This window comes from Tardiphaga robiniae, assembly GCF_001618955.1.
In the GTDB taxonomy this organism is placed as follows: Bacteria; Pseudomonadota; Alphaproteobacteria; order Rhizobiales; family Xanthobacteraceae; genus Tardiphaga; species Tardiphaga robiniae_A.
In genome coordinates this window covers 198,402-215,536 of the sequence record NZ_LVYV01000055.1, presented here as the reverse complement: position 1 = coordinate 215,536, position 17,135 = coordinate 198,402, and the positions used below count along the sequence as shown (strand labels likewise).

General features: G+C 59.6%; 16 protein-coding genes. 7 read left to right on the top strand and 9 right to left on the bottom strand.

Annotation, left to right across the window (positions count from 1 at the left end; translation table 11 throughout):
• Nucleotides 1-17: 17 nt before the first annotated feature.
• The 5 genes from A4A58_RS27675 to A4A58_RS27655 form a co-directional block, all read right to left on the bottom strand.
• Nucleotides 18-947, bottom strand: a complete 930-nt coding sequence (locus A4A58_RS27675; RefSeq protein WP_068738319.1) for a glycosyltransferase family 2 protein — start codon at nucleotides 945-947, stop codon at nucleotides 18-20.
• A gap of 122 nt (nucleotides 948-1,069) precedes the next feature.
• Nucleotides 1,070-2,263 (bottom strand): CaiB/BaiF CoA transferase family protein, encoded by a 1,194-nt coding sequence (locus A4A58_RS27670; RefSeq protein ID WP_068738317.1) that lies wholly within the window; start codon nucleotides 2,261-2,263, stop codon nucleotides 1,070-1,072.
• 489 nt (nucleotides 2,264-2,752) lie between these two features.
• Complete coding sequence (locus tag A4A58_RS27665; protein WP_139069959.1) at nucleotides 2,753-2,992, bottom strand: hypothetical protein; 240 nt, start codon at nucleotides 2,990-2,992, stop codon at nucleotides 2,753-2,755.
• A 97-nt stretch (nucleotides 2,993-3,089) separates the two neighbouring features.
• Nucleotides 3,090-4,823, bottom strand: a complete 1,734-nt coding sequence (locus A4A58_RS27660; protein WP_158005750.1) for a hypothetical protein — start codon at nucleotides 4,821-4,823, stop codon at nucleotides 3,090-3,092.
• Between the two features lie 106 nt (nucleotides 4,824-4,929).
• Complete coding sequence (locus tag A4A58_RS27655; protein WP_081422106.1) at nucleotides 4,930-5,853, bottom strand: glycosyltransferase family 2 protein; 924 nt, start codon at nucleotides 5,851-5,853, stop codon at nucleotides 4,930-4,932.
• Between the two features lie 127 nt (nucleotides 5,854-5,980).
• On the opposite strand from A4A58_RS27655, the gene A4A58_RS27650 reads away from it, so the two are divergent.
• Both A4A58_RS27650 and A4A58_RS27645 read left to right on the top strand, forming a co-directional pair.
• Entirely contained in the window at nucleotides 5,981-6,820 is an 840-nt protein-coding gene (locus tag A4A58_RS27650) for an SDR family oxidoreductase (RefSeq protein WP_068738309.1), read from the top strand.
• Between the two features lie 25 nt (nucleotides 6,821-6,845).
• Nucleotides 6,846-7,394 (top strand): NUDIX hydrolase, encoded by a 549-nt coding sequence (locus A4A58_RS27645; protein WP_081422105.1) that lies wholly within the window; start codon nucleotides 6,846-6,848, stop codon nucleotides 7,392-7,394.
• 20 nt (nucleotides 7,395-7,414) lie between these two features.
• On the opposite strand, the gene A4A58_RS27640 is transcribed toward A4A58_RS27645, so the two are convergent.
• The 4 genes from A4A58_RS27640 to A4A58_RS27625 all read right to left on the bottom strand — a co-directional run bounded on the left by A4A58_RS27640 (nucleotide 7,415) and on the right by A4A58_RS27625 (nucleotide 11,027).
• Nucleotides 7,415-8,197: an ABC transporter ATP-binding protein gene (locus A4A58_RS27640; protein WP_068738307.1), complete on the bottom strand. Its 783-nt coding sequence runs from the start codon at nucleotides 8,195-8,197 to the stop codon at nucleotides 7,415-7,417.
• Nucleotides 8,198-8,202: 5 nt separating this feature from the next.
• The gene (locus tag A4A58_RS27635) at nucleotides 8,203-9,060 is read right to left on the bottom strand and encodes an ABC transporter permease (RefSeq protein ID WP_081422104.1); all 858 of its coding nucleotides are present in this window, start codon (nucleotides 9,058-9,060) and stop codon (nucleotides 8,203-8,205) included.
• Nucleotides 9,061-9,216: 156 nt separating this feature from the next.
• A complete protein-coding gene (locus A4A58_RS27630; protein ID WP_244499892.1) occupies nucleotides 9,217-10,053 on the bottom strand; it encodes a DMT family transporter in 837 nt (278 codons plus the stop codon).
• Between the two features lie 41 nt (nucleotides 10,054-10,094).
• Nucleotides 10,095-11,027, bottom strand: coding sequence for an NAD-dependent epimerase/dehydratase family protein (locus A4A58_RS27625; RefSeq protein ID WP_244499891.1), 933 nt, complete (start codon nucleotides 11,025-11,027; stop codon nucleotides 10,095-10,097).
• Nucleotides 11,028-11,290: 263 nt separating this feature from the next.
• Between A4A58_RS27625 and A4A58_RS27620 the strand changes: the two genes are divergently transcribed.
• The 5 genes from A4A58_RS27620 (at nucleotide 11,291) to A4A58_RS27600 (ending at nucleotide 17,111) form a co-directional block, all read left to right on the top strand.
• Nucleotides 11,291-12,292 (top strand): NAD-dependent epimerase/dehydratase family protein, encoded by a 1,002-nt coding sequence (locus A4A58_RS27620; protein ID WP_244499890.1) that lies wholly within the window; start codon nucleotides 11,291-11,293, stop codon nucleotides 12,290-12,292.
• Entirely contained in the window at nucleotides 12,289-13,299 is a 1,011-nt protein-coding gene (locus A4A58_RS27615) for an NAD-dependent epimerase/dehydratase family protein (RefSeq protein WP_068738300.1), read from the top strand. Before A4A58_RS27620 ends, A4A58_RS27615 begins: the two co-directional genes overlap by 4 nt.
• Nucleotides 13,292-14,845 (top strand): PfkB family carbohydrate kinase, encoded by a 1,554-nt coding sequence (locus tag A4A58_RS27610; RefSeq protein WP_068738298.1) that lies wholly within the window; start codon nucleotides 13,292-13,294, stop codon nucleotides 14,843-14,845. The genes A4A58_RS27615 and A4A58_RS27610 overlap by 8 nt, the downstream gene beginning before the upstream one ends.
• Nucleotides 14,846-14,919: 74 nt before the next feature.
• Nucleotides 14,920-15,846: a Gfo/Idh/MocA family protein gene (locus A4A58_RS27605; protein ID WP_068738296.1), complete on the top strand. Its 927-nt coding sequence runs from the start codon at nucleotides 14,920-14,922 to the stop codon at nucleotides 15,844-15,846.
• The gene (locus A4A58_RS27600; RefSeq protein ID WP_068738294.1) at nucleotides 15,843-17,111 is read left to right on the top strand and encodes a nucleotide sugar dehydrogenase; all 1,269 of its coding nucleotides are present in this window, start codon (nucleotides 15,843-15,845) and stop codon (nucleotides 17,109-17,111) included. The genes A4A58_RS27605 and A4A58_RS27600 overlap by 4 nt, the downstream gene beginning before the upstream one ends.
• The last annotated feature ends 24 nt before the right edge of the window (nucleotides 17,112-17,135 follow it).

The following is a 17,135-nucleotide window of genomic DNA, read 5'->3' as shown; positions in this document are numbered from 1 at the left end:
CCTGGCTGGAGGGAGGCCTAGTCCGGCAATGACGGCTGCGCGAGATATGCTAGCAGCTTTATCTCGCGGCGTCCGCGGGTGACAGTGTCGAGCACGAGGCCCGACGAAAATGAGAGCACGCCGACGATCATCAGGCCAGTCGAGAGCACGGCGGTGGGTAGCCGAGGCACCAACCCCGTTTCCAGATAGGTGACGGTGATGGGAATCGCGAGGCCGATGGAGACGATACCGAAAAACAGGCCAATTGTGCCGAAGAAGCGCAGCGGCTTTTCCGAACGATAGAGCTTCATGATGGTGCCGAGGATCCGGAAGCCGTCCTTCCACGTGCTGAGCTTGCTGATGGAGCCCTGCGGTCGCGCGAAATACGGCGTCTCGATTTCAGCGACCGGTAGTGCGAGCTGCAGCGCATGAACGCTCAGTTCGGTCTCGATCTCGAAACCATCGGACAGCACCGGGAAGGATTTGACAAAGCGTCTCGAGAATACGCGATAGCCTGACAGCACATCTTTGAAGTTCTGACCGAACGTCATTGACAGAAAGCCGGTGAGCAGTGAGTTGCCGGTGCGGTGGCCAAGGCGATAGGCGGCAACCTGCTGTTCGATGCGGCGGCCCACCACCATATCGAGGCGATCGTTTAACAGCGCTTCGATCATAGCTGGCGCGGATGTCGCGTCGTAGGTCGCATCGCCATCTACAAGAACGTAGATATCGGCATCGACGTCACCGAACATACGGCGGACGACATGACCCTTGCCTTGACGGGGCTCGCCGCGAACAACCGCGCCCGCCTGCGACGCGACTTCGCATGTGCGATCTGTCGAGTTGTTGTCGTAGACATAAATCGTGGCGGCCGGCAGCGCCTTCCGGAAATCGTTCACGACCGTTGCGACTGCGACCTCTTCATTGAAGCAGGGGATCAGGATAGCGACGCGGGGCGGTGCGGTCATGGAGCTTTCCGGCGGGTTCGAGGCGCAGCACGATCTCCGATCAACTGCACCCGGACGAATATGTGCTCCCGATTAATGCAGCCTATGGCGTTAATTTTCACAGTATTTGACAGCTCGCCGCCTCAGACCACCTTGCCTCGTCGTAGTTCGGCGATCTCTTCGGCACCAAAGCCAAATTCGGCGAGTAGCTCCTCTGTCTGCTCGCCGACTTCAGGGGGACGCGCGGCCATCTGGCTCGGCGTGCGCGACAGCGTGAAGGGCTGAGCGACCAGCGTGATCTTGCGGTTCTGGTCGTTGGGAACGTCCTGGGCGAGGCCCAGATGCTTGACCTGCGCATCGGCGAACATCTGGTCGACGGAGTAGATCGGACCACAGGGCACGCCGGCGGCATTGAGGTCGTTAACCCATTCCTCGGTCGACCGCTTCTCGGTACAGGCGCTGATGGCAGTATTGAGCGCGTCGCGGTTCTTCGAGCGCGCGGGGCCGGTGGCGTAATCGGGATGGGTGATCAGTTCAGGGGCGCCGATGGCCTGGGCGCAGCGCTCCCAGATCTTGCCGCCGGTGGTGGCGATGTTGATGTAGCCGTCGGAGGTCTTGAACACGCCGGTGGGAATGCTGGTCGGGTGGTTGTTGCCGGCCTGCTTGGGCACGTCCTGTTCCATCAGCCAGCGCGCGGCCTGGAAATCCAGCATGAAGATCTGCGCTTGCAGCAGCGAGGTCTGGACCCACTGACCCTGGCCGGAGACGTCGCGCTCCAGCAGCGCTGTAAGCACGCCCAGCGCGCAGAACAGCCCGGCGGTGAGATCTGCCACGGGAATGCCGACCCGCATTGGGCCCTCGCCAGGGGCGCCTGTAATGGACATCAGGCCGCCCATGCCCTGGGCGATCTGATCGAACCCCGGCCGCTTGTGATAGGGGCCGTCCTGGCCGAAGCCCGAAATGCTGCCATAGACGATGCCGGGATTGATCGCCTTCAGGCTCTCGTAATCAATGCCGAGCCGGGCCTTAACATCCGGGCGGAAATTCTCGACCACCACGTCCGCCTTGGCGACCAGTCGCTTGAACACGGCGAGACCACGCGGGTCCTTGAGGTTCAGGGTCATGGCCCGCTTGTTGCGGTGCAGGTTCTGGAAGTCCGAGCCCTGCCGGGGGCCGCCGGGCTGCTCGGAACCGGCGTCGTCGCTCAGCGCATCGATCTTGATGACATTGGCCCCCCAATCCGCGAACTGGCGCACCGCTGTCGGACCCGATCGGATCCGGGTGAGGTCGAGAACGGTAAAGCGGGAGAGGGCCTGCGAGGCGCGCGGGAAGGGCATTCAGAGGGCTCCGATGGTGCCGTGGGTCCGGAAGGTCCTCTTACCTTTCGCGCAAACCGGCGGGCTTGTCATGCCCCTGCCGTCGCCGGCGGGGCGTGCATCCCCGCCACCCCGCGCAAAAATCCAAGTAACCGGGGTGCCGCACCTGGTTGCCATTGGGTGCCGAACTCGCGCAACAGCTGGGTCCTTGATGTAACCATTTGAATTATAAGGAATTATTTGAATTTTCGCGCCTTTGAAAGTATTCTTTTGGCACTTATCGTTTTCGCGGTCCGCTATACGCTGGCGCTGCGGGTGATGGCCTGCCGGGCGGATGTGCTGCATGGAGAATTATTCAGTGCGACGGAGCGCGCTAGCCGGAGGCAGCGCTGTGCCGGCTGGTAAACATCCAACGTTACGTCCACAACGCACTGACACCGACGCAGCGCTAGCGCATCATCGATTCATGCGGGTTTGCTGAATGCGGGACGGTTGGATCAATCAATTCAGTCAATAGCCTGTCCAGGCGTTGCGGAGCCGCAGGTCGGCGACGACCTGTCCGAGACTGCGGGTAAAATCAGCTCCGCGATCCATACGTTCGACGTCGGAATCGACGATCGCAATCCAGTCGTGTTCGGCGGATCGATCAATGTTGATATCGAAATCGGCTGGCCACCAATCAGCCTGACGCTGATTGATGAGTGCGATCAGCTCCGCGGTGGTCTTCTTCGGTCGATTGACAAATTTCATGCGCTTGTCGCTAACGGTTCCTACCTGCGTCACGTTTAGCAGGGAAGCAAGATCGAATCCAGCCAAAGTGCCGCCCTGCACTACAAGCGTTGTGGTCTCAGTTTGCGATGGACCCCTGTTTCGCCGGCGTCTGAGCCCGCGGTCGGACATAGACACGGTAGGGGATTCCGAGAATTTCCGTGGAGTAAATTAAGCTGCAATGCTCGTTGGTCCATTGCGCGAGCTCACCCCAATACTCCTTGATTTTGGTGTTCATGGGGTAGGGGTGTGAACGGTCGATGTATGGATCGGTTAGCACTATGACATCACTTTCTGCCAGCAGTCGGCGTGCATCGTCACGCGAAGTGGCGAAAATACCGTAGGCGCCGTGGCCCAAGAGACCGCTGACCTCCAGATTTCTGTGAAGCTGCTCGATGCTGTAGAGCTTCGGAACCGAGGCGTTCTGATAGTCGACGACACGATCAACCGACATCGAGATGTGATCAAGATGATTGTCGGCAGCATAGCGCGCGATTGTAGTGGCCATGAGCGCAATGCGATCGAGATCCGCACGTGGGGCCAGATGTTTCGTGGACAATCCCCGAAGGCCGAAGGCAATAAGCCCGACTATCATCGCGAGCACAGCAACGTTCAGTACCCCTAATGATGGCAGCCGGATCGTCACGCCGCGCGGCCAGGTCGCTGCGCCGAACAACACCATCATGAGAATGATGGGAACGGTGGCGATACCGCCGACGACCGGCGACTTGGAGGTATTGACGGTCAGAATGGCGAGGGGGATCAGCACTGCGAGGCCGAGCGCCACGAATTCCTGTCCGAAGATCGGTAGCCGTCCGAGCACTTCACGAATGGTCACACGATCACGCGCGAATGACCAACACGCAAGCGCAAGTGCCAGGACCCACGTCAGAGGACCAATATGATCCTTCAAGATAGACTTCGGGTAGTAGAGGAGGTGCTCCGCGAGACTGCCGATGCCGAGCTCGTTTGCACGAATGAACTTTTCCTCTCCGAGCACATGGCCGATCATGTAGTAGCCGTAGATCGCGTCTCGCGAGAGATACAGCCGGGGCAGGCAGGCGGCGGCGACGATCACGCCGCACAGTGCGATGTTGCGTGCGCGTTGTTTGGCGAGATCTTTCCGATCGAGCGCCGGGGACCGCCAGATGGCAACGATGTTGATGAGCAGCAGCGCGCCGAGAACGCCGGCGATATAGATGATGGTGAAGAAGCGGCTGTAAACCAGCAGGATGCCGGCCAGCGCCACCAGAAGGACCTTGCCAGTATCTTGAAACGCACGGGACCAAACAACCAGGCAACACCAGATGCCGTAGAGGCAGAGCGCCGAGAAATCGATGCGGTAATCGTAGATACCGCCCGCAGCGTTGAAGATAGTCGTCGTGCAAAGCAGCAGCGCTATTCCTGTCCAGGCAAAGGCCGCACTGCTCACGGACCGGATGACCCCGAACAGCACCGCCTGAAGCGCAATCAGATATATGAGATTGATGCTGAGTATCGTCGTCCGATTGGCTCCGCCGAGCAACGACAGCAGGCCCCCTTGCAAGACAAAGGTCGATCCCGTTGCGCTAAGAGGCTGGAATAGTTCCTCAATGAATGCCTGCATGCCCCGGACATGCGCTGCGTGGATCAGATCGTAGGTCGACAGATAGTAGAACAGCTGATCATAGGTCGGCGGATAAAACGGCGCAACGCTGCGCGCGATATGGACATAGAAGATCGCTGCCTCGAGGACAAACAGTGCGATCAGGAGAATGGCATGGAAATGTCGCGCGGGGATTCGAGCGGATTCAGGACAATCGTTCAAATACAATCCGCCGTGGCTGGTGTGATAAGGAGCGCACTATAGCGAGCTCATGCGCCGGGGCCAACAATGTCTGGCTATAACGGCGCGTCACCCTGTCGCCGTGCATGTCGGCTCAATATTTCAGGATGTTTAAGCGGTAGAGCCAGTGATACATAAACTGGCGCGTCACGAATGGCAGGACGGGCAGATTGATTTCTGCTCGTGTCAATTCGCGGCCGTGCTGGCGCTTTCGGATACGCTGCATCTCCGCGAATCCGACATTCATCATCGCGGAAGTCTTCTGTTCGGCATGGACGCGGAAGCAGCCGAGAAAACGCGGCAGCCTGAGATATCGAAAGCCGGCATTCTGCGCGCGCAGCATGAAGTCCCAGTCCATCGCGAAACGAAAGCTCTCGTCGATAGGGCCGATCTTGTCCCAGACGCGCCGCCGCCAGAACATTGTCTCCTGGGGAATGTAGCCGAGATAGGTGAGGGCCTTGGTGTCATGGGGCGGCAGCACCGCGCGTGCGGTCTCCAGGCCCTCGCCATCGATGATGATGCGGTGGCCATAGACGATGTCGATCTCGGGGCGGGTCTGGAAGATGTGCGCGACATAGGCCAGCGTGCCCCGCATCAGCGTATCGTCGCTGTTGAGATAGGCCATGACATCGCACCCGGCGCCGAGAATCGCAAAGCCGGTATTGATGGCATGGCCCTGTCCGCTGTCGCGCACGCTGCGCCAGCTCAGCCGGTCGTCATAGCTCGCGAGCAGGTCGGTGGTGCCATCCTGCGAGCCACCATCCTGCACGTGATAGGCGAGCGCCGGATAGTTCTGGCCGAGCACGCTGTCGATCGTGGCCTGCAGATATTGGCGATGATTGAAGCTCGGTGTCACGATGGCAATGCGTGGCAGCGGATCATGCGGCGGCATGGGCGGCTGCGCACGGTTCGGTGTCACGGGGCGCGGCGGATACTGGTCGAATGCCCAGAGCGGCGGCCGCGGCAGCAATCGACGCCACAAAGGGCGTGCATCGGTCGTCACGTCACTGGACCCCATGGACCCCTTTCGGGCCGATTTACAAATTTCCCGGTCATTGCCAACGAAACGGGGCTGGCCCCTTTTCGTTTCGCGCGGCTACTGTTACCGACTTCGCGATCGGAATGCCAGACTGTGGGACTATGGGATGAGAAGCATCGTCTTGGGGGCGAGCGGTATCGTCGGCCACTATATCGTCGATTGCCTCACGGCGGCCGGTGAGCGACCAGTTGCGCTGTCGCGTACGCAGCGCCAGTCGGATGGTGTCGATTGGCTCGTGGCGGATCTCGCTGCACCCACGTCGCTGAATTTGCTTGGTGTCGCGACGCTGTATTGCACGGCCCATGCGGGCCTGCTTGCCGACGCGTTGCCGCATTTCGCCCTGCCGGATCTGAAGCGGGTCGTGGCCTTCACATCCACGAGCCTGGTGACGAAGCAGGACTCGGAGATTGCGGAGGAGCGCGAGCATGTCCGTCACTGGGCCGAGGCTGAAGCGCGGCTGATAGCCACTTGCGAAAAGCTCGGCGTCGAATGGACGGTGCTGCGGCCGACGATCATCTATGCCGAGGGACGCGATGCCAATATCACGCGGCTGGCGCGGCTGATCCAGAAAGCCGGCTTCATGCCGCTGGCCGGCGCCGGTTCCGGCCTGCGCCAGCCGGTGCATGCGGAGGATCTTGCCATTGGTGCCATTGCCGCCGCGCATAGTCCCGCAGCTGCCAACAAGATCTACGCGCTGCCCGGCACCGACACCGTCAGCTATCGCGAGATGATCGGCCGCATCTTCGATGGCTTGCACAAGCCACGCCGTATACTCCCGGTTCCGCCGGTGCTCTGGCGCGCTGCGTTTGCGATGGCGAAGCCGTTTGTGGCAAATGCCAACGTGGCCATGGGCAGTCGCATGTCAAAGGACATGACTTTCGATCCGACCGCGGCGATCGAGGACTTCAATTGGAATCCGAGGCCGTTTCACCCTGTCTTTAAATAGCGTCCCGAACAGACCTGAGCAGCTCATGACGAAGTCAGTCCCGATGGCACCATGGATCGTGAACAGTTCGGCGACGGTGATCAAGGATCGCTGGATCGACCTTCGTGCCGAAGATTGCACGACGGCGGCGGGCATCAATATTGCGCCTTACTATGTTCTGCACTATCCGGACTGGGCGCATATCGTCTGCCTCGATCGAGACGATCGCATCTGCGTGGTTTCGCAGTATCGTCACGCCGTAGCGAGGACGGTGATGGAGCTCCCCGGCGGCGTCATCGAAGCGGGCGAGGATCCGCTTGCTGCGGCCAAGCGTGAACTTCGCGAAGAAACCGGTATTACCGCCGATCAGTGGCGTGCCTGCGGCAGCTATGCCACCAATCCGGCGACCCACGCCAACAGCGTCCACATCTTCGCCTGTCGAGCTGTGTCGATTGCAGCGACGCAGCTCGATGACCAGGAAGACATCCGCTGCGCTTTCCTGACGTTGCAGGATTTGAAAGTGGCGATCAATCGCGGCGAATTCAGCCACCTGCTTCACGTCGGCGCCGTCTGCCAGGCACTGGACCTGATCTGACGAAGTATTCGTGCCGCGCTTCAGGCCGCTGCGACGGCGTTATAGCTGTCGAGCACCATGTCGATGTCGCCCGTCAGCTTCACTTCACCACGTTCCATCCACACCGCCTTATTGCACCAGCGCTTGCAGATTTCGGTGCTATGGGATGCGAGTACGAGGATACCCGCCTTCTCCACGAAATTTTCGATACGGTGTTGCGCCTTAACGAGAAAGCCTGCGTCACCCGCGACAATCCACTCATCCATCAGCAGGATTTCCGGCTCGAAGCAGGTGGCGACCGCGAAGGTCAGGCGCGTCATCATGCCAGAGGAATAGGTGCGAACGGGGATGTCGAGGTAGTCACCGAGTTCGGTGAACGCAGTGATATCCTCCATGCGCTCTTCGATTTCCTTCGCCGACAGGCCCAGGATCAATCCGCGCAGGCGGATATTGTCGTAACCCGAGATGTCGCCGTCGATGCCGAGGCTGATGTCGAACATCGGCGAGATCCGGCCGCGGCTTCTCACTTCGCCGGAGACCGGCTCATAGATGCCGGCCATTACCCGCAGCAGGGTGGTCTTTCCGGCGCCGTTGTTGCCGATCAGGGCCACGCGATCGCCGGTGCGAAATCCCAGCGAGACGTTGCGCAGTGCTTCGACCGTGATCCGCTGGCTGGCGTCGCTCGCCAGCTGTCCGCCGGAGCTGCGGAACAGAAGGCTCTTCTTCAGCGAGCGCGAGCCGCCGTGATAGATTGGAAAGGAAACGCTCACGTTCTTGAGCGAGAGCTCGCTGTGTTCGACCGCGTTGATGGTGCCGATTGTCATCGATCTCAGACCCAGTAGGAAATGCGCGAACGGAAGCGTGCAAAAAACGTCCCGACGACGATCAGGTTGATCAGGGTCAACAGCAAGACCGCGAGATAGGTCTGGCTGGACGGCACGCTACCAAGCAGCGGTCCGCGGACCACTTCGACCAGATGATAGAAGGGGTTGAATTCCGCGATATAGGTTCGTGTACGCAGCAGTTCGGGCTTCCACATGATCGGCGTGATAAAGAAAACGATCTGCACCAGCGAGCTGATGAGCTGCGGAACGTCGCGAAAACGCGCGGAGATCATGCCGATCAGGAGCGTCGTGGCAGCGCCATTGATCAGTACCAGAAGCAGTCCGGGAATGGCCAGCAAGGCGACCGCGCCGGGCCATATCTGGAAATAGATCAGCACGCCGAAATAGATGACAAAGTTATGCGCGAAGATCGCCAGCTTGCTCCAGCTCGAGCGGAAGACGTATACTGAGTAAGGCAGCCTGATCTGCTTGATGTAGGACTCTGCGCCGGTAAAAAGGGTGCCGCCCTCGATCAGGAAGCTGGAGATCAGATTCCAGACCAGAAGTCCCACGCACAAATAGGGCAGGAAATCGTGGATCGGAGTGTTGAAAAGTTCAGCGTAGAGGACGCCGAGCGCTATCACCATGATCGCCATGCTTGCCGTTAGCCAGAAGGGCCCCAGCATCGAGCGACGGTAGCGCTGCAGGATATCGTTCCAACCAAGGCGTATCCACAGTGGCCACAGCGAAACGCCGGTACCAAAGTCGGCCAGTGCGGCGCGGACGGCGAAGCCACTACCGCCACGTGTCACGAATTGGGAATGCGTGCCCTTCCCAGGCTGGTCGTTTAGAATCGTTGTCATTTTAAGATCAATCCGGCCGTCTGTGACGTGTCTACGGCGGCCTCTAACTAGCCCATCTGCCAGGCGAAAGAAACGGCTGTTGGACGTAGACTTGATGGCACTTTGACCGCTTGACACAGGGGTGACCGCGGGCCCTCAAAATGGCTTTTTCCGCGTTCATATCGCAATCACGACGATCGCGGCGAAAATCAGAACTGCTCCGCCGATCCGGCGCCAGGATAGTGCTTCGTGATGCAGCACGACACCTATCGCCATGGCAAACAAGACGCTGGTTTCGCGAACGGTGGTAACTGCACCGACAGCATTGCGACTGAGGGCCCAGAGAAACACGCAGAAGGAAAGCAGGCCCAACAGCCCGGAAACGAGTATGCGCCAGCGCGTAGCGTGTAGTTCCACCCAAAGATTGCCGCCACGCAGCACCCAACTCACCAGGAAAAATGTGAGACTGTCGAGAGCGATCAGCCATGCGGTGAAACCAAGCCAATCGCCGAACAGCCGTGTGCCATAGGCATCCACCGTCGAATAGGCGGCAACCGCTGCGCCGGCTGCCGTAGCCGTCGTCAACAGTGGCCAGGGCGCCAGTCCGTTCAGCTTGTCGAAGGCGAGTAGCAGCAGGCCCGATGAGACAAGAGCGATGCCAACGCATTGGGTGATGGATGGCATCTGGCCGAGACTGACGAATGCGATCAGCGTCGCAAACAACGGCACCATTCCGCGCGCAATGGGAAATGCCTGTCCGAAATCGCCGCGCATATAGGCGCCCGCGAGGCAGAGCTTGTAGCCGATATGCAGTGTCACAGAGAGCAACAATACCGGCCACACTGCGGGAGGAGGCGTCGGCACCAGTGGCAGCGCGGCGCAGGCGCATAGTCCCGCGACAGCGCCCATACCGGCCAGCACCGTAATCTGGTTCTGCCCGGATTTCACGAGGCTGTGCCAGCTGGCGTGCAGCAGGCCGGCGGCAAGCATTAGGCCGGTGGTCAGAATGTCCAATGCGGCACCGCCTCAATCGAACGTCGTCGCGCAGCGCGGGATCACAGCCGGAGCGCCGCGCGTCTCAGGCCGTCCTGCAACGGCGTAAAGTTGAACTGCGGATATGCCGATTTGCACGCTGTGTTGTCGAAGGGTCGATAGCCATTATGCGGCATGGCGCCAATGCGCGGAGATATCCTGATCGGGATTTGTTTGCCAGACATTGCGACCACCGCCTTGGCGATGTCCGCAAACGAGTGGACTTGTCCCGTGACTACGTTGAGTGCGCCGACGCTCTTGTGAAGGAGGGCCTGGAAGATCAATTCGGCGACGTCATCGACATGGACATGGTCGCGACGTTCCTCACCCTCACCGAACAGGACGATATCCTCCCCGGCGTCGGCCAGTCGACGAAAGCGATTGGGGCCGTAGCCGTTATGCGGATCCGAAGATCCATAGATCAACGTCGGACGTAGATGGATAAGCGGCACGTTCGCTTCGGCGCCGAACGCCAGTTCGCGGGCAAGATGCATGGCGCCGTGCAGGCTGCCGGGCGTCATCGGCGACTGTTCGGTGAGCGGCAGTGGCCCGTCTGCGTAAACAGCGTCGGAACTGATGTTGATCACATGTGCGACTTTCGCCCTGCCGAGCGCCTCAACGACGTTGGCGACCAGCCGCATGTTATCGGATAGCATGCGGGCGCTCTTGACCGGTGCGATGGCGGCGACGGCAACAACGGCGTCGGTTGGCTTCAGCAGGCCGGCGAGGATATTTGATGCTTCAGGTGAGAGAAGGTCGAGCTCCGCGCGGCTTAGGGATAATGTGGGAATGTTATCTCCTTGAAGGCGCTTCACGATGGCGCTGCCAACGAATCCCGCGGAGCCGATGATAACGGCTCGCTTTGGTGGCTGTGGTGTCGAATTGAGATGGCTGATCATACTGGCTCCATGACACTTTTTTGTCCCGGATGAGGGCGGATGAGGACGATGTTCCAATCCGCGTTCCGGTTGAAAGCAGGGGCAATCCATGCCACGTTTTGGGTCAATGTGCGACTTGAGGCAGCAGCGTTCCGGAACCGTTTTGAGCGGACTGATGCGTCGGCATTATTTAGTTGCGAAAACTGCCACAATCTTGACAAGAGTCCTGAGAACCCCCAAGGAACGTGCTCGCGGTTCGTGGATGGTGATCTACCGAAACTGGCGGTCAGCTCAATCAGTCGTTGATAGCTTTCAGAGCTTAAGTGCTTACGGGGATGGCGATGAAAAAGATTCTGATCACAGGCGGTGCGGGTTATGTCGGCCATATGCTGACGCCTCAATTGCTTGATGCCGGTTACTCTGTCGTCGTTTACGACATGATGTGGTACGGCAACAGCAAGATGCCGAAGGACAACCCGAGCCTCACGCTGGTCGAAGGCGACATCCGGGATACCGCCAAGCTTGCCAAGCACTTCGAGGGCGTCGATACGGTCCTTCATCTCGCCTGCATTTCTAACGATCCTAGCTTCGAGCTCGATTCGGGCCTGTCCGAATCGATCAACTACGATTGTTTCGAGCCGATGGTGATCGCGGCCAAGAAGGCCGGCGTGTCCCGCTTTGTCTATTGCTCGTCGAGCTCCGTTTATGGCGTCAGTGATGCGCCCGACGTGACGGAAGATCATCCGCTGGTTCCGTTGACGCTGTACAACAAGTTCAAGGGGCTCTGCGAGCCGCTGCTCTGGAAGCATCGCGGCCCGGGCTTCACCTGCGTCACAATTCGGCCGGCGACGGTTTGCGGTTACAGCACGCGTACGCGCCTCGATCTCACCGTGAACATCCTGACCAACCATGCCGTCAATCGTGGCAAGATCACTGTGTTCGGTGGCGACCAGCGTCGTCCGAACCTGCATATCCAGGACATGGTCGAGGCCTACAAGCTGATGATCGAAGCGCCCGCGGAGAAGATCGACGGAGAGACCTTCAATATCGGTTACCAGAACCTGAAGGTCATGGAGATTGCAGAGATCGTGCGGAATGTCGTCCAGGAGCAGTTCCCTAACAAGCCGCCGATCGAAATCGTTCGCACCGAGACCAACGACAATCGGTCCTATCACATCAACTCGGACAAAATCTTCCGGGTTCTGGGTTATCGCCCGAGGCATACGGTGGAAGATGCTGTGCGCGATCTATGCAAGGCCTTTGCGCGCGGCGACCTGCCCAACAGTTTCGATGATCCGCTGTATTTCAATGTGCAGAACATGAAGACGGTCGAAGTGGCATGAGCGACAAACAGGTTGCCGTCGTCACCGGCGGCGCCGGCTTCATCGGAAGCCATGTTGTCGATCTGCTGCTCGATCGTGGTTATGAAGTTCGGGTGATCGATAATCTGGTCGGCGGTCGCGAAATCAATCTCGCGCACCACGCCGGTAATTCGAAACTGCATTTTCTGAAGTCCGACATTCGTGCACTTGAGACGGGAGCCTCGATCTTCAAGGGGGCTCATCGGGTGTTTCACTTCGCCGGCATCGGTGACATCGTGCCGTCGATCGAGCAGCCGCTCGAATACATGTCCGTCAATGGGCAAGGCACCGTGCAGGTTCTTGAATGTGCCCGCGAGGCAGGCGTTTCCAAGTTCGTGTATGCCGCTTCGTCATCCTGCTACGGTCTTGCCGATACGCCGACGCGGGAGGATCATCCGATCCGTCCGAAATATCCCTATGCGCTAAGCAAGTATCACGGCGAACAGGCCGCGCTTCACTGGCACGACGTGTACGGCCTTCCGGTCAATTCCGTCCGTATCTTTAATGCCTATGGCACGCGGTCGCGGACCTCGGGCGCCTATGGTGCCGTGTTCGGCGTGTTCTTGCGACAGAAGATCGCAGGCAAGCCGTTCACCGTTGTCGGCGACGGCACCCAGTCGCGCGACTTCCTTTACGTGACTGATGTGGCCGCAGCTTTCGTCGCAGCTTGTGAAACCAATCTGACGGGCCGTATCTGGAATCTCGGCGCCGGCAATCCGCAGCCGGTCAACAAACTTGTTTCTCTGCTGGGTGGCGAGGTCGTCTACATTCCAAAGCGACCAGGCGAACCCGACGTGACCTATGCGGATATCACCGCTATTACGCGCGATCTGGACTGGCGCCCCCGCGTCAGCTTCGAAGAGGGGGTGGGCACGATTCTCGAACAGATCGATTACTGGCGTGAAGCCCCGTTGTGGGACCCGCAGTCAATCGCGCAGGCAAGCAAGGTCTGGTTCCAGTATATGACAAAGGCTGACGGCAATGGATGAGGCAAGTCGCAAGTTACTCAGCCACAAGGTCAAGACCCTTGACGAAATAGTCGGGCTGGTCGGGCCGCGTCCGCGGGCCAAGAAGGTCATCATGTGCCACGGCGTGTTCGACGTCGTGCACCCTGGTCACATCCGACATTTGATCTATGCCAAGAGCAAGGGTGACGTGCTGGTCGCAAGCCTGACCGCGGATCGCCACATCATGAAGGCCAATATGCGGCCTTACATTCCGGAAGACATTCGTGCGCTCAATCTGGCCGCGCTGGAAATGGTCGATTACGTCATCATCGATCGCAATTCGACACCACTCGACAATATTTCCGCAATTCAACCCGACTATTTCGCCAAGGGTTACGAGTACGGCAAGGACAACGAGATCCACCCGAAGACGCAGGATGAAATTGGCATCCTGGAGGGCTACGGCGGCGAGGTGATTTTCACGCCGGGCGACGTCGTCTACTCGTCGTCGGCACTGATCGAGATGCAGCCGCCGGATATCTCGCTCGAAAAGCTCAACATGCTGATGATGGAGGAGGGCGTTACGTTCAATGACCTTCGCACCATTCTCGACAAGTTCAAGGGCATGCGCGCCCACGTCGTCGGCGACACCATCGTCGACAGCTATACCTATTGCGCCATGATTGGCGGTCAGTCGAAGACCCCGACGATCAGCGTTCGCTTCGAGCGCAAGGACAGCTATGTGGGCGGTGCGGGCATCGTTGCCAAGCATCTCAAGGCGGCAGGCGCTGAAGTGACATTCTCGACCGTTCTCGGGGATGACGCCGACGCAGCCTTCGTGCGCGAGGATTTGCGTGCGGCCGGTGTCGTCATGAAGGATATCCCTGACTCGACCCGCCCCACGACCAACAAGAATGCGATCATCACCGAAGGTTATCGCATGCTGAAGGTCGATACCCTCGACAACCGCACCATTTCGGACAAGATCTGCGCGAAGTTCTGCAGCCAGATTGCCGAAATCGAGACCGATGTTCTGGTGTTCAGCGACTTCCGGCATGGCGTCTTCAATCGCTCCACGGTTCCGATCCTGACGGGCGCGATTCCGCAGGGCTTGTTCAAGGTGGCGGACAGCCAGGTCGCCAGCCGCTGGGGCAATATCCTTGAGTTCCAGGGCTTCGACCTGTTGACGCCGAACGAGCGCGAAGCGCGCTTTGCACTCGGCGATCAAGATTCTCACGTGCGCCCGTTGGCCACCAGCCTGTTCAGCCAGGCGAACTGCAAGACGCTGATCCTCAAGCTCGGCGATCGCGGTATTCTCACCTACCGTACGCGACCGCCGGAAGATCCGCGCACCTTCGCCGTGATCGACAGCTTCGTCGATCGCGTGGTGGATGCTGTCGGTGCAGGCGACGCACTGCTCGCCTATTCGTCATTGGCGCTGAAGCTGACGGGCAATGACATCATTGCCTCGATCCTCGGCTCGATCGCCGCGGGTATCGAATGCGAGCATGACGGCAATATCCCGGTGACGCTGGATGCGATGCGAAAGAAGATCGATGCGATCGAGCGCCTTGCCGTTCTGAGCTAGGCCGCTCACGATCGATCGACGTCAATTTTGCGGAACGAAGCTCGCTCCGCTTGGGTCTTATGGGGTGAACGGGAATGCGCGTCGTCGTTATCGGTTTGGGCGTTCAGGGTCGAAAGCGGACCGCGATCGCTGGGCCGGAGGTCGTCGCTATCGTTGATCCCGTGCTTCCCGATGCAGGGTATCGTCGGATCGAAGACGTGCCGCTTAGTTCGTATGACGCGGCTCTGTTGTGCGTTCCGGACGATCCGAAGGTTGAACTCCTGACCTATTTGCTCGGCAATGGCAAACATGCGCTTGTCGAGAAGCCGTTACTGTCCGAGCGCGAAGCGGATCTTAGCGCGCTGGCGGCGCTGGCAGCGAAGACCGGTACGGTTTGTTACACCGCTTATAACCACAGGTTCGAGCCGCATTTCGTGCGCATGCGCGATCTCATCCAGTCCGGTAAGCTCGGTGAGATCTATACGGTCCGTATGTATTACGGAAACGGCACCGCAGCACAGGTGAAGGCATCGCCGTGGCGGGATACCGGCACCGGCGTGCTATTCGATCTCGGCTCGCATTTGCTCGATACGCTATCGTTCTGGCTCGGACCGATTTCGCAGCCCTTCAAAGTGATTTCGGCATCTCGCTTCGAAAATCTGTCATTCGATCACGTCACGTTTGGTGCCGCCGGAAAACCCCTGCTTCAGCTCGAAACATCGCTGCTCAGCTGGCGCAATCACTTCTATGCCGATGTCCACGCCGAGAAAGGCAGTGCTCACATTACGTCACTTTGCAAATGGGGACCGAGCACATTCATCCAGCGCGGCCGTGTGCTGCCATCGGGACGGCCGGACGAGGATGCCGTGACGCTGGTGCAGGCCGATCCGACCTGGGCGCTGGAGTATGATCATTTTAAATCGTTGTGTACGAACGGCGGTTCCGCGCTCGAGACAGATATGTGGATCAGCCGGACGCTGAATTCACTCGGTGCTGCCGCTTTGTCGGGCGAGGGACAATGACCAAACCCGTGATTGGCTTTGCCGGAATGACGCATCTCGGCCTGAATTCCGCCGTGGCGTCGGCCGAGCGCGGCTTTGACGTCATCTGCTTCGATCCCGATGCTACGCGTATCGGTGCGCTGAATGCCGGCGAGCTTCCCGTGGTCGAACCGGATCTCCCGGACATGTTTGCACGCCGCCGTGCGCAACTGACGTTCACGACCGATCCGGGCATGCTCAAGGCTTGCGATGTAATCTATGTCGCGCCTGACGTGCCGACTGACGACAAGGGCACCAGCGACCTCGGTCCGATCCGCGGCCTGATCGATCGCGTCGGTGAGGCGATGGCGCCGGCTGCGATCCTGGTCATCCTCAGTCAGGTGCCGCCGGGCTTCACCCGCGGTCTGCGCCGGTCATTGGCGACACGGTACTATCAGGTCGAGACGTTGATCTTCGGGCGCGCTATCGAGCGTGCCATGTATCCCGAACGCTTCATCGTTGGCTGCGCGGATCCCGCCGTGCCGTTGCCGCCGTCGCTGGCGACCTACCTTGCTGCGTTCGAGTGTCCGATTCTTCCGATGCGCTACGAGAGCGCGGAACTATGCAAGATCTCGATCAATATGGTGCTGGTGGCGCAGGTCACCTGCGCCAACACCATCGCCGAGCTGTGCGAGAATATCGGGGCCGACTACGGCGAGATCGTTCCCGCGCTCAGACTCGACCGGCGCATCGGTGCCTATGCCTATATCAGCCCTGGAATGGGTATTTCAGGGGGCAATCTCGAACGCGATCTGGCGACGTTCAATAATTTTGGCGATGCGCTGGGCACATCGACCGGCGTCGTGCGCGCTTGGCAGCACAACAGCGGCTATCGTCGCAACTGGGCGCTTCGCACGCTCCATACCGCCGTGCTGTGCCATGCTACGGATCCGGTGATTGCCGTGCTGGGGCTTGCCTATAAAGAGAATACAGATTCGGTGAAGAACTCGCCGGCCGTCGCCCTCATCGAGGCGCTGCTGCCGTTCAGCATCCAGGCCTACGATCCCGTCGTGGCGCCCCGCGCACAATGGCACCCGGCGCTGACCGCCAGCGCCGATCCGATTGCGGCCTGCGCTGGTGCCGACGTGGTGCTCATCATGACGCCCTGGCCCGAATTTCGCACGATCGACATCGGCAGTCTTGCCAAAAGCCTCCGTGGCAAGGTCGTAATTGATCCATATGGCATGCTCGATCGCCGCGCCGCGCTCGCTGCCGGACTTGAATATCATAAGCTCGGGGTCTCCTGACCGCGCCGCTTGTTCGAAGCCGAT

Bases quoted from the DNA above. Each gene is read 5' to 3' on its own strand.
- A4A58_RS27605 (WP_068738296.1), top strand. From the start codon at position 14,920: ATGCGCGTCGTCGTTATCGGTTTGGGCGTTCAGGGTCGAAAGCGGACC.
- A4A58_RS27650 (WP_068738309.1), top strand. From the start codon at position 5,981: ATGAGAAGCATCGTCTTGGGGGCGAGCGGTATCGTCGGCCACTATATC.
- A4A58_RS27665 (WP_139069959.1), bottom strand. From the start codon at position 2,992: ATGAAATTTGTCAATCGACCGAAGAAGACCACCGCGGAGCTGATCGCA.
- A4A58_RS27655 (WP_081422106.1), bottom strand. From the start codon at position 5,853: ATGGGGTCCAGTGACGTGACGACCGATGCACGCCCTTTGTGGCGTCGA.
- A4A58_RS27615 (WP_068738300.1), top strand. From the start codon at position 12,289: ATGAGCGACAAACAGGTTGCCGTCGTCACCGGCGGCGCCGGCTTCATC.
- A4A58_RS27620 (WP_244499890.1), top strand. From the start codon at position 11,291: ATGAAAAAGATTCTGATCACAGGCGGTGCGGGTTATGTCGGCCATATG.
- A4A58_RS27645 (WP_081422105.1), top strand. From the start codon at position 6,846: ATGACGAAGTCAGTCCCGATGGCACCATGGATCGTGAACAGTTCGGCG.
- A4A58_RS27610 (WP_068738298.1), top strand. From the start codon at position 13,292: ATGGATGAGGCAAGTCGCAAGTTACTCAGCCACAAGGTCAAGACCCTT.
- A4A58_RS27675 (WP_068738319.1), bottom strand. From the start codon at position 947: ATGACCGCACCGCCCCGCGTCGCTATCCTGATCCCCTGCTTCAATGAA.
- A4A58_RS27640 (WP_068738307.1), bottom strand. From the start codon at position 8,197: ATGACAATCGGCACCATCAACGCGGTCGAACACAGCGAGCTCTCGCTC.
- A4A58_RS27600 (WP_068738294.1), top strand. From the start codon at position 15,843: ATGACCAAACCCGTGATTGGCTTTGCCGGAATGACGCATCTCGGCCTG.
- A4A58_RS27670 (WP_068738317.1), bottom strand. From the start codon at position 2,263: ATGCCCTTCCCGCGCGCCTCGCAGGCCCTCTCCCGCTTTACCGTTCTC.
- A4A58_RS27635 (WP_081422104.1), bottom strand. From the start codon at position 9,060: ATGACAACGATTCTAAACGACCAGCCTGGGAAGGGCACGCATTCCCAA.